This window comes from Kribbella sp. NPDC051587, from assembly GCF_044453945.1.
GTDB lineage: Bacteria > Actinomycetota > Actinomycetes > Propionibacteriales > Kribbellaceae > Kribbella.
Map to the genome: position 1 here is coordinate 204,548 of NZ_JBITDE010000012.1, position 12,192 is coordinate 216,739.

The window sequence follows — 12,192 nt, forward strand, 5'->3', positions numbered from 1 at the left end:
CCCGCTCAAGGTGATTACTCCCCCATCACACCGCCCCGAGGTTGATGTTGCGTGTACCAGCCGATGACGGTGGATTGGAGCCGGATGGATGCTGCCGGCCGAGGTCCTGCGACCGGCAGCGTCGCCTCAGTGGGACCGCAGAGCCGAGTGACCCAACTCCGGATGCCCAGGGACCATCGGCGTCGTCTTGCCGTAGATCCAGCTCCGGATGTACTTGGTGAAGTCCTTCCCGGTGACCTGGTTGACCACGTCGATGTAGTTCTGCGTCGTGGCCGACCGGTTGCGGTACCGCTGGAAGAACGTCCGCTCGATGTTCGTGAAGGTCTTGTCGCCGACCGTCCGATTCAGCCCGTACAGCATCAGAGCTCCGCCGGCGTTTGTACCGCCCAGGACGGCGATCGTGTCCGCGGGCCGGCCGGGAGGACCGTACAGCGGCCGGTCCCCGCTGTCATAGTCGTACGCTTTGCGGAGGAACTCTTCGATCGGGTCGTCCCCCTGCTCCGCACTCCATAGGCTGCCGTAATAGCTGGCGTGCCCCTCGCTGATCCACATATCGTCCCAGCTCCGGACCGAGACCGCATTGCCGAAGTACTGGTGGACAAGCTCATGGACCATCACCGCCACGCCTTTCACCGATGGCTTTGCCAGGTAGCTCGCCCCGATCGACGTCAGCGTCGCACCCTCAAGGGCAATGCCCACATCGGCGTCCTCCCCCAGCACGCCGTAGGTCTCGAACGGGTACGGAGCGCCGATCTTCTTCTCGACCCAGCGCAGCTGCCCCGGGATGAGCCCCACTCGCCGACGCGCGGCGGCCGCCTGCGACGAGGAGACGAAGCTGCGCAGCGGCAAGCCATGTGGGCCCACGCCATCGATCTCTGTCAAGCGCCCCACACCGACCTCGACGACGTCGGTCGGGATGGGGTCGCGCGTGCTGTACACGTAAGTCGTGCGGTTCCCTGACGTCACCTTCGACTTCAGCAGCCCGCTGGCGACAGCCTGGCGATCTCGCGGCACGTTGATGCGGAACGTCACCCGTGCCTTGTCGCGTGGCACGTCGTTCATCGGAAAGAACAGATGAGCTCGGTCGGGCTGACCCAACAGCCAGAAGCCATCCGACCCGTTGACCCAATGCGGCAGGTTGTCCTGGTGGCCAAAGTTCGGCGCTTTCGGACTCAGCGAACGATCGGCGACGAAGTCGATGCCGACCCGGAACGGCAGACCTTTCAGCAATGGCAGCTTAGGATCGATGACGAGCTTCTCTTTGGTCTTGTCCAGCACGAAATTCGCCGGCAAGCCGTTCACAGAGACGGAACTGATCTTCCGAGCCACGGCGTCGAGGCTGAAAGACGACAGACTTTGGTCGGCCCGGGCCACGATGCTGACTGCCGCGGGCATCAACGGGGTACCGGAATCGAACTTGTACGAGACGTCGTACGACAGGACGTCGTATCCGCCGTTGCCGAGGCCCGGATAGAGCCTCTCCCCGCCACCATGGGCTCCCGGCTGCGGAAACAGCCCGCTGGCTTCGGCCCCCACTTGTCCACCGGCCAGCACCGCGGCCGTTGTTATGCCGACGAGTAATACTCGCGACAGCGATCTCATCTGTTCTCCTCGATCGGTGAATCGGACACCGCCCAGGCAAGCAGATTCGGCGTATTGTCAGCGTAAAGTTCGCGTGGATCCGTTGCTCTGAACAACTGTCAAACTCGGTTGCCCCATCGCCCGAAGCACCTCATCCGCGGCATCTATCCGTCTCCGAAGCACCTCGAGCAACCTCCTTCCGTCTGGTGAACCGAGGCCAGTGGTCGGATCCCAACCTGGGCGCGCCGCATAGGCGCCGTTGTCTCCGGCAACCACATCACGAAAGCCTGCCACGACGCCTTCCCTCGTCAGCTCTCTGTAGATCAATGGTTGAAGCAGACCTAGCGGACGGCCAATTGCCTGAGCGAGGCGGCACACGAGCGCGGCCCACAGCGGAGCGGCACAACTTGTCCCGCCGATGAACGCCGGCTTGCCGTCGATCCGGAACTCGTACGCCGTGTTGGCATCTGCGTTGGCTGCCACATCCGGTACACCGCGGCCGCCCTCACTGGTACCGAAGCGATGTGGCACCGCCGCATCTGTCTGCCAGCTGGGCAGCCCGAACAATCGGCTGACGCCACCACCCGTCGCCTGCGACGAGCCGGCGTTCCAGACGGTCTCCGAATGGATCACCTTCGCGGCCGGATCGGCCGCCAGGCTTGTGCCACCGACCGCGAGAACATGGGGACTCGAGGCGGGATAGTTGACGTGAGAGCCGCCGTCGTACTGATTGTTGCCGCTTCCGGCATCTCCGCTGGCAGCACACATCGTGATCCCGAGAGCGGCGGCGTCGACCAACAACTCCTCCATCGCGGCGATGAACGGGGCGGTCAGGGAGCTCTCCGACGCGCCCCAACTCATACTGACAACCGTGGGCGTCGGTTCGGCGTGGATCGCGCTGCTGGTTGCCTGCAGGATGCCCGCTTCGGTGTTGGGCGCGAAGTAGTTCACAAATCTGGCCTGCGGAGCGAGGGCACCGGCGATCTCCAGATCCAGCGTGGCTTCGATGTCCGCCATCCGCGGTGCCTGTCCGACAGCCCATGGATCATTGTGGACGCCGGCCACGCTGACGTCCTCGATGCGCGGCGTCGTCAACCCCAAATCGGCGAAGAAGCCCTCGACGTCAGCTCGGCGGTATCCACCCGCGACCGAAATGATCGCGATCACCTGACTGCTTCCATCGGTATCCTGCGGAAAGCCGTAGATCTCGGCGATCTCCAACGGCGTGTAGACGAGCTGCGGTCTTCCGCTCAGCGAGCGGAACAGAGGTCGTACGACGGGCGCCGATCCAGTGCTGAATGCGTCCACTACGACTCCGTCGAGCTGATTGTCTTCGGAGAGTAGCTCGGCGAGCCTCGCCCGGTTGCCCTCTACAACGATCTGACGGCCATCAAGGTCGGAGTCGACCACTGCGATCCCTGCTCGTTGCAGCACGTCGTTCAGGAGCTCTACATCGGCAGGATGCGCACCGTACTGCTCGACGAGATCAGCTCTGCTGAGGGTCTCAGTACCCGTCACGATGCCATCCGGTACCGCGGCTCGCCGACGCAGCCGTAGCGTCCACCGAGCATCCATCTTCTCGTTCATCGCGCTGTCCCATCAGGCTCAGCGGCCGAGTTGACCGCGATCGCACGTTGGATCAGCAAGGGATCTGCAAGTACGGCGGGGTGCGCCTCCATGCCGGTCACGGATCGGAAGGTCTCGGAGATCGCTTCGTCGGTCAAGGTCGCCTGGACGATCTGGCCGAGCGCCCACCGCCGCTGCGCCACTTCATCGGGAACCTCGATCTCATTGACCAGATCCAGCCGTGCCTGATCTCCACCCGCCGACACCGTCCACGCAGCGTCGGTGACCACTTGCTGCAAGGCGAAGAATCTGTCGGCCCGTCCGGAGACGTCCACTTCTTCGCTCAGATATTCGGCCAAGCACGACGCGTGAAGCGCCGCCGAGCTCATTCCCTGGCCGTAGATCGGGTTGAAGGACGCCACCGCGTCGCCGACCGCGAGCAGACCTCCTGGGAAGTGGGACAGCCCGAGAAAGTCACGACGCCGGCTGTCGGCCTGGTGGAAGGTCTCGATCTGGCGGGTCGCGTTGCCGGACGAAGCCTCACCGAAGATCGGTGGCAGCTGGTCGCACGCGGCGCGGAACGCCTGGAGCGAACGTGCCGCGGGATGATCGTCGTACGACATCAGCATGACCAGCCACTGATCGTTCTCGACAACGCTGAGGTGCGCGACCGTCAGATCGTGCGGCATCGATCGCGGGCGGAAGAGCTCGAGCACGCAGGCAATCTCTTGCACATCCGCGCTTTCGATTCGCTCGAAACAGGCTGTGGCGTAGTTGATGCCGGTCTTGACTCGCTGCAAGCGCGGTCGCTCGTACCCGTCCCGGTCGAGCCAGGACGAGAGGTTGCTCCCACGCCCCATCGCATCCACTACGAGGTCTGCCGGAATCAGGCCTTCGAGGTCCGCCGGAATCAGGCCTTCGCGGAAACGCACGCCGTTGACTCGTCCGCCGGCTCCGTAGGTGAGGCCAGCAGCCTCTCCATGAATCAGATAGATATTCGGAGTCGAGGTCACGACATCGCGAATCCGTGCCTCGAGGAAGGGACGGCTTCCGAGCAACATCGCTGCGGGCCCGGAGGGAGCCTGGGCCACGCCGTCGTAGTAAACGACTTGCTGACTAGGCCCCGCCAGGTAGCCACCTCGCGACACCGCCTCCGCCGCCAGTCCAGGAAGCCACCGCTCGAACTGTCTCAACCCGCCGGGCAAGAGCACATGTCCATGGCGGTCCTGCGGGACGCCGATCCGGGGTGAGCCGAGCAGGCCGACGCGCTCACGCTCGAGTACAACCACGTGACGTGCGTAGTTCGCCAGGACCCGGGCCGCCAGGAGACCGGCGATACTCCCGCCCATCACGCAAGCGGTGTCGAACATGGGCTGCGGTTTGTCCGGCACCCACACCAGGTTCAGCTGCTCGAAAGTCGCGATCGCCGCCTCGTTCACGAAATCTCCTCGTCGATGGGAAACGGTGTTCGTCCCGGACGCTGTGCGACCGTCCGGGACGAACACCTGGGTCGGCCTACGCTGCCCCCAGCCCGCGGCCGACCCAGTTTGAGGAGAATCAGGCGAGGTGGCGCCACCTCGTCGGAGAACACGTCCCCTTCGGGTCTCGAGGACCATCTCAGCGGACCCCGGTTGACAGACCGTCAACGAACGAATGATCAAGCGCTGTCGCAGTAACAAGGACATCGCCCGAGGAGCGGAGCGCACGGGGGGCGCGCCACCGATCGGATGCCTGGGGCAACATTCAGGCCCGCGTCCCGGCGCCGATTCCAAGATCAGCGGCGTCGACCGTGACAGTGACCAACGATCCGCTGTACTCGAACACGGCTCCCGGGCACCGGCGACGGACCATGCGCAGCACCTTGTCGTTCATCGCGCTGACGATCAGCAAGAACTGTCGCGTTCCGGCAGCGATCGCGTCAGCGACTGCGAGATCGAACAAGCGGCTTCCCAGACCGCGCCCCTGCTCGGCCTCGTCGACGATGATCGCGATCTCCGCTGTGGGGATCGCGGCCTCGGTGACCCAGGCCCACATTCCGTGCCCCGCGACCACGTCTCCGCGCTCGGCGAGCCAGGTCCCACCGTTGCCCTGGAGCAGCAGTTTCACGATCGATGGCCGGGGCGGACTCCCGATAGCGCTCTGAAACCGGAAATAGAGGTTCGATTCCGGCTGCCGCGCGAGCATCGCGGTGACCCCGTCGAGGTCCGAGCCGGCTGTGCGGCGGACGACGAGCTCGGCCGACCTCGGAACCGTGGCCCCGACCGGAAACCCGATGGCGTTGAGCGTCGCCACACCGGTAGCGCGGAGGACCGTCCGTCGATCGTAGGTGCAACGGCTCGTAAGGTCGTTGCGGGCAAGCCGTTGAGTAGTCACACTTCTACGGTCGACCACCGCTGTGGATGCGAGCTTGACAACGCTGCCACCGTCTGCACATTTTCGGTCTACCGACGCTCGGGCTCGTGGGGAAAGCGCATGGACCAATGGTCGGACTTGGTGTGTCGCACTTTCCTCTCACGAGATCGGCGGCTGACGAACAGCAATAGTCCCAGCGTGGTCAGCAACACAAAACCGGCCATGTCTTCGACGAGGCCCGCCGCTCGGCGTACAGCACGCCTGAGACGACCACCTTCACTGTCAGGCATCGGCTACCACCACCGCCTCTTCGGTGCCCACCGAGTTCTTCCGTCGCCGCCAGGGCCGCAGGCTGATCACCATCACGAGAAGCGTGATGACTGCGAATCCTGTGGCACCCAGATAGGCCTGATGTACTCCTCTGGTCAGCAGTTCTCGCGAATCCATCGCGCCCCTCCCCCGGATCGCCGTACCGAAGATGGTGACAAGCACGCCGAGGCCCAGCGCACCACCAAGTTGCTGGGTGACATTGAGCATTCCCGAAGCAGCACCCGCGTGTTCAGGCCGGACGTGCGCCAGGGCGCGGCCGGTCAACGGGATGAACAGCGCCCCGGCACCGATTCCGAACAGAACAAGCGGGCCGAGGATGTTGGCTGCATAGCTCGAGTGCACAGTCACCTGACTCAGCCACACCATGCCGCCCAAGACGACCACCGAGCCGAGAACGGTCAGCAGACCGCGCCCGACCCAGCCGATGAGACGTGGAACGATCCTCGTCATGATGAGGAGGAGCGCGGTGAGCGGCAGGAAGCCGAGACCGGCCTGTAGCGGCGTGAAACCCAGCACACCCTGCATGTACTGCGTCAGGAAGAAGAACATGCCGAGCAAGGTGCCGACCAGGAGCAGCATGCTCAGATAAGAAGAATCGCGGTCGAAGCTGGCGAACAGCTTCAGCGGTACGACGGGGTGGCTAGCGCGCCGCTCGATCAGGACGAACGCGATCAGGAGAATCGATCCGGCACCGAAAGCACTCAGCACCTCGATCGACGACCAGCCTGCTTGTGCTGCCCGGATCAGGCCGTAGACGATCGCCGTGACGCCGACGGTCGATGTCAACGCACCTGCGCCGTCGAAGTGGCCCGTTTCTCGTTTCGCCCGTGGCAGCACGACGCGAGCCGTGATCATCAGCGCGATCCCGATCGGGACATTGATGAACAATCCCCACCGCCAGGAGAGCCGGTCCGTCAGCACCCCGCCGAGTAGCAGTCCCACGCTCGCGCCGCCAGAGTTCACGAGGCTGTAGAGGCCAAGTGCCTTCAGCCTCCGGGTTCCCTCGCCCGCCGCGAGCATGAGGAACGCGAGTGCGGCCGGCGCCGCGATCGCGGCGCCGAGTCCCTGGACGACGCGCGCGGCCAGGAGCGATCCAGCCGTCGGCGCCAGTCCCCCGCACAGTGACGCGAAGGTGAACACACCCACACCTACAATGAAAACTCTCCGCCGACCGAGCAGATCACCCGCCCGCGCTCCCAGGAGCAGAAGGCCTCCGAAGGCCAGCGCATAGGCATTCTGGACCCAGGAGAGATCGGCTGGGCTGAAATGCAGTGTCTGCTCGATCTTCGGGATCGCCACGCTGATCACGGTGCCGTCCAATGTCACCATCAGCTGGGTAATGAGAATGACGGTGAGGACGACGCCGTACCGCCGGGTCGCAGATGCCTCCCTGGTCATTGGTTGATGACCAGTGGCTGGTCGTGCAGGATCACGTAAGTCGACAGCATCATCGTTGTGACAACACCGATATTGACCGCGTTGTGGATGACGTCCGGCGGGATATGAAAGGGGTCGCCGGTCCGCAGGATCTGCGTCGGCCGATCGTCGAACTCCATGGCGACGTCGCCACGGATCAAGTACCCGACCTCGGGACCAGTCGGGTGCAGGTGCCGCCCTGACTGCTTCCCAACAGGAATCTCGACCCGGGTCTGGTAGATGTCCCAGCCCTTTGCCGGTGCCTCGAAGTGCTGGAGGAGGGTACGGGTAACCCCATCGGTCGGCCCTCCCCCGGGAAGGTCCGTCGCCGCGGTGTGCGCGCCAGTCGCCGCGGCAGGGCCGGCCAGATGACCGAGACCGATCAGGCCAAGCGCGGTCACCCCGGAGCCGCGCAGCAGAGCACGTCGGTCGATACTCATCGGCCACACCCCCGCCCACGGGTCAGATCGCCCACGGCGGAGCAGACGTCGTAGACCGGATACATCGGCTCCGTCTGTCCGGATCGGGACATCAGTTCGATTGTCGGAAGACGCAAGGTGGACGCCAGAGCTGGAGCAACCGGCGCCACAGCGGCGAACACGGCTGCGAAATACTTCCTGATAGTCATTGATCCAGGATCACGAAGCGCAGTACACCCCTCATTGACGACTGCTCGACGCCGTAGGGCGCGCCGCTTACGTATCGTCAAGCCGACGTTGACCGCGAGGACCCAGCCTTACAGCCCTGCCCGTCCGTTGTCCTCTCGATCGGAACGTTCGATATGCCTCTTGCCATCGCCGTACGGCACGTCTTCTTCGAGGATCTCGGCCTGGTTCTGCCGATCCTGCACAACCGCGGATACAGCGTCCGGTACCTCGATCCCGCGGTCGAGGGCGTCGACCGCGACGCCATCGAGGAAGCGGACCTGGTCGTCGTACTCGGTGGGCCGATCGGAGCCAACGACGCGGAGAGCTATCCGTTCCTCGCCGATGAGATCGATGCCCTCGTCGCCCGGCTTGGCGCCGGCAGACCAACTCTCGGCATCTGCCTGGGCGCCCAGCTGATCGCTCGAGCGCTCGGTGCGAACGTTGCACCTGGTACCGCCGCGGAGATCGGGTACGCCGAGCTGACGATCAGTTCGGACCACCTGCTGGAACCGCTTCGAGGTACGCCGGTCTTGCACTGGCACTACGACTGTTTCGATCTCCCCCGCGGAGCTCGAAACCTCGCCTCGACCGAGGTTTGCCCGCACCAGGCCTTCGCCTTGGGCGCCCACGTACTCGCCCTCCAGTTTCACCTGGAGGTCGACCACCGAGCCCTCGAACATTGGCTCGTCGGATACGCCGACGTCCTGGTCGCCGTGAACGCCGATCCCCGCGCCCTCCGTCGCCAGGCCCGCACCTACGGCCCGGCCCTCGCCGAGTTGGCCGGCCAGGTCATCGAGACCTGGCTGGACCAGACCTAAGTCTTGCGAACTTCTCTCCCGGCACGGCTTGATCAGCTGACCGGCGGAAGCGCCGGGCCGGTGCCGCCCAAAGTCTCGGTTGAGACGACTTCGGGGACCGGCCATTGGACGGCCGGCGGCGGCCAGGTCTGGCCGGTCGCCGTGAGGAAGTCTTGCGGAGGCTCGTAGGCCGGCGGCTGTTGCCCCTCGGGAATCAGACTCTCCCAACGCACAGCGGCCGTACGGCCGCTGAACTCCTCCTTGATCGCCGCCAGACGATCAGGTTGCTCGATCAGGTCGATGGCCGCGGCGGCGAGATACCGAGCCGCGGAAAGCATGCCCGAGTGACCGATCGGACTGGCCGCTGCCGCCGTCACGGTCCAGTTGTGATTGGGCAGTCCGGCCGGGAATGTCGTGACGAGCGCCGTCAAGACCGGCGTCCGCCAACTCACGTCCGCTGTGTCGGTCGAGATACCACCGCCGAACGCGGGCGCCGGCGGCGCCAACGGAATCAGGCCGGTGGGCAGCCCATCCGCCGGTTTGCCGACGGAGCGCTGCAGCGTTCGGGCGAGCTCCTGGTCAGCGGCAGTGAAGAGCGGCGGCCCGATCTGTCGCATGTTGTCGTTCATGAGCTCGGCACCGGCCTTGTTGCCCAGAGTGTTCCAGGTCGCCGAGTGGAACTTGTGCTCCAAGCGAGTCTGGCTCGCCTGAGCCGCAGCCTTCGCGCACTCGACAATCTTGTCGTAGAGGACCTTCACGCGGGCCGGGCTGCCCTCACGAACGAAGTACCAGATCGAGCAGAGGTCGGGCGTCACGTTCGGCGCACCTCCGCCGTTGATGATCGCGTAGTGGAACCGGCCGGACGCCGCGACGTTCTTCTCGCGCAGGTATTCGGACATCGTCGCCATCAGCAATGCGCCATCGAGCCCGGATTTGTTGCCGAGCGGGTTCGCGCCATGGCCGGCTGCCCCGACGAATGTGAACGTGGCCGAGGTGAGTGCGCTCGTCGTGTTCCAGAAGGCCAGTGTGTTGTTGAACGGGTGCCAGTCGAGGAAGGCATCGAGGCCGTCGTACACGCCCGCCTTGACCAGGTACGGCTTGCCGACGAGCTGCTCCTCGCCGGTCGTACCGAACACCTTCACCGTCGCCTTCAGACCGTATCGGCGGATCGCCTGACTGACGGCAATCGCCGCGGCGGTGGATCCGCTCCCGAGCAAGTTGTGCGCGTCCCCGTGGCCTGGACCGTACGTGGGTCCGTAGGCGTCATAGTTGTAGACGAGCGGGTCATGGGTGCCCTTACCCGCGACCTGTGACAGGCCTGGCAATGCGTCGTACTCGGCGTTGAAGCCGAGCACCGGACCGCCCTGCCCGAACGTCGCCACGAAGGCGGCGGGGAACCCGCCCGCACCCCATCGGATCGAGAACCCGTACTTGCGGAGCAAGGCCGCCGTGGCGAGGGAAGATTTCCACTCCCGCAACGACAGCTCCGCGTAGCCCCAGACATCGTCACTGAGCTTCGTGACCTCGGCAGCATTGGCCTCGATCCACGTGATCGCTGCCGACTTCGCATCGCTCGACCGCGCGAGATCGGTCGGCGGCCGGTAGTCCGACGGTGAGACGCCCGTCTTCTCGTCGTAGCCGAGACTCGCGCCAAGCACGGCGTCTGCCTTGGACATTGCCAATGGACCGGCCGCCGCGGTGAGGCCGAAGGCCTTGAGCAGCCGGCGACGGCCCACGTCGTAGTTGGTCATTGCTGTTCCTCACAAGGTCGATATGCCGGACGGAGCAATTCATGCGAACGTGCGGAGTCGCTGGCCTTTGGTGTACGCGACCATCTCGCCGAGGATCGTGTGGATGTCCAACGGCGTCCCCTCGGGCGCACCTTCGAGCTCCGCGTAGGCACGATGAAGGTTTCCGACGATCCGCTCGGGATCCGTCAGCCCGGCGTACTCGCCGAGATCGGTGTCGAGAGCCGTCTCGAGTGGAGACAGGCCGGCGGCCCTTCCCGCCCGTGCGATGCTCTGGACGAAGTACAGATAGGCGAGGACGTCGTCAATGACCTCTGGACCGCAGATGTCACCGTGCCCCGGAACGATCGTCGTCGCGTCGAGAGGCTCGACAACGTCTTCGAGTACCTCGATCGAGCCCCTCACCGAGCCCATCAGCAGGAACGGCGTACCGCCGTTGAACAGCAGGTCGCCGGCGAACAGCACCGACCGTTCCGGGATCCACACGATCGAGTCGTTGGTGGTGTGGGCAGGTCTGCCGACGTAGGCGACGCCACAGGCGAGTTCGTCACTCCAGATCGTCACACGATCCGTGTACGTCAACGTCGGTGGTTCGAGTTCGATCGCTCCCCAGTCGACCGGCGTCCAGAACGGCAGGTCCGCCGGATGCCCGAAGGACTCCATCTCGGGCCGCACGAGGTAGTGACCCACGATCGTCGCGTCATGGAACAGGTAGTTGCCGAACGTGTGATCACCGTGGTGATGCGTGTTGACGATCGTGCGCACCGGTTGGCTGGTCACCCCGCGAATCGCTGCCTGGTACGCACGGGTTCGCGCTTCGGTGGCGCAGGTGTCGATGCTGGTCACTCCGCGACGGCCGACGATGAAGCCTGCGTTGTTGAGCCACCAGCTTCCGTCGGGCTGAACGTAGGCGAAGACGCCTTCACTGATCTCGATCGTGGACGGTTTACCGCCAGGTCTGCTCATCACACTCCAGGTCAGCACTGCGCGTGGACAGCAGTCATCGCATCGCAGGCAGGTTGACGGCGGGTCGACGTCGTGTCGATCCACGACCGGTCGGCTCGCCACGTGATGTCGACCAGGGATATTCCCTGGCGCGAAAAGATCCCAGGCCAGTGACAATCGGGTCATCCCGGACGAGAGGCCAACCAGAGTGAGCACAACCGAAAAGCCCGGCGACTTCGACCAGAAGGTGGAAGCCGTCATCATCGCGGTCTCCGATGTCGATCGCGCCCGCGACTTCTACGTCGGCCTCGGATGGCGACTCGACGCCACGCCGCCAGGCGTCGTACAGCTGACTCCGCCAGGATCGGCGACTTCGATCCAGTTCGGGCCGAATCTGAACCCTGCTCAGCCGGGTTCATCGATCGGATACGTCGTCGTGTCCGACATCGTCGAAGCTCGTGAAGGGCTCCTGAAGGCCGGAGCCGACGTTGACGACTACTTCCACCGGACGGCGGAGGGGTTCGCTCCGGGGCTCGATCCGGAGCGGAGGACGTACAGCACCAGGGCTCGGTTCGCTGACCCGGACGGGAACCTCTGGATCCTTCAAGAGGTGACAACACGGATACCTGGTCGGGTGGAGCCAAGCGCGACGTACCGGTCCGTCGACGAACTCCGGGTGGCGCTTGCACAGGTGGCCGCCACCTCCAGCACCGAAAGCGGAGCTCCCAGCTCCGACTGGGTGGCCTGGTGTGCGGCCTACCTGTTCGCGACTGCCAGCAACGAGCCGCTCCCTACCTATCCGGCCTGAAC

The 12,192-nt window shown here is 64.8% G+C and carries 10 protein-coding genes; 2 read left to right on the plus strand and 8 right to left on the minus strand.

Annotation, left to right across the window (positions count from 1 at the left end):
• Positions 1-126 precede the first annotated feature (126 nt).
• From ACIA49_RS33255 to ACIA49_RS33280, 6 genes are all read right to left on the minus strand, one after another.
• Positions 127-1,602 carry a M1 family metallopeptidase gene (locus tag ACIA49_RS33255; RefSeq protein ID WP_396381883.1) on the minus strand — a complete coding sequence of 492 codons (1,476 nt, stop codon included), beginning with the start codon at positions 1,600-1,602 and terminating at the stop codon, positions 127-129.
• A 57-nt stretch (positions 1,603-1,659) separates the two neighbouring features.
• Entirely contained in the window at positions 1,660-2,991 is a 1,332-nt protein-coding gene (locus tag ACIA49_RS33260) for a S8 family serine peptidase (protein WP_396381884.1), read from the minus strand.
• Positions 2,992-3,164: 173 nt separating this feature from the next.
• Positions 3,165-4,586, minus strand: a complete 1,422-nt coding sequence (locus tag ACIA49_RS33265) for an FAD-dependent oxidoreductase (RefSeq protein ID WP_396381886.1) — start codon at positions 4,584-4,586, stop codon at positions 3,165-3,167.
• Between the two features lie 304 nt (positions 4,587-4,890).
• Positions 4,891-5,439: a GNAT family N-acetyltransferase gene (locus ACIA49_RS33270; protein WP_396381888.1), complete on the minus strand. Its 549-nt coding sequence runs from the start codon at positions 5,437-5,439 to the stop codon at positions 4,891-4,893.
• Between the two features lie 342 nt (positions 5,440-5,781).
• On the minus strand, positions 5,782-7,227 hold the full coding sequence (locus tag ACIA49_RS33275) for an MFS transporter (RefSeq protein ID WP_396381890.1): 1,446 nt from the start codon (positions 7,225-7,227) through the stop codon (positions 5,782-5,784).
• Entirely contained in the window at positions 7,224-7,685 is a 462-nt protein-coding gene (locus ACIA49_RS33280) for a cupin domain-containing protein (protein ID WP_396381891.1), read from the minus strand. Before ACIA49_RS33280 ends, ACIA49_RS33275 begins: the two co-directional genes overlap by 4 nt.
• 341 nt (positions 7,686-8,026) lie before the next feature.
• Here ACIA49_RS33280 and ACIA49_RS33285 point away from each other — a divergent pair, with 341 nt between their 5' ends.
• Complete coding sequence (locus ACIA49_RS33285; protein WP_396381892.1) at positions 8,027-8,710, plus strand: glutamine amidotransferase; 684 nt, start codon at positions 8,027-8,029, stop codon at positions 8,708-8,710.
• A 32-nt stretch (positions 8,711-8,742) separates the two neighbouring features.
• Here the strand turns inward: ACIA49_RS33285 and ACIA49_RS33290 are convergent, their stop codons facing one another.
• Both ACIA49_RS33290 and ACIA49_RS33295 read right to left on the minus strand, forming a co-directional pair.
• Positions 8,743-10,440, minus strand: coding sequence for an amidohydrolase (locus tag ACIA49_RS33290; RefSeq protein ID WP_396381894.1), 1,698 nt, complete (start codon positions 10,438-10,440; stop codon positions 8,743-8,745).
• Between the two features lie 39 nt (positions 10,441-10,479).
• A complete protein-coding gene (locus ACIA49_RS33295; protein WP_396381896.1) occupies positions 10,480-11,403 on the minus strand; it encodes an MBL fold metallo-hydrolase in 924 nt (307 codons plus the stop codon).
• A 187-nt stretch (positions 11,404-11,590) separates the two neighbouring features.
• Between ACIA49_RS33295 and ACIA49_RS33300 the strand changes: the two genes are divergently transcribed.
• Positions 11,591-12,190, plus strand: a complete 600-nt coding sequence (locus ACIA49_RS33300; protein ID WP_396381898.1) for a VOC family protein — start codon at positions 11,591-11,593, stop codon at positions 12,188-12,190.
• Positions 12,191-12,192: the final 2 nt, after the last annotated feature.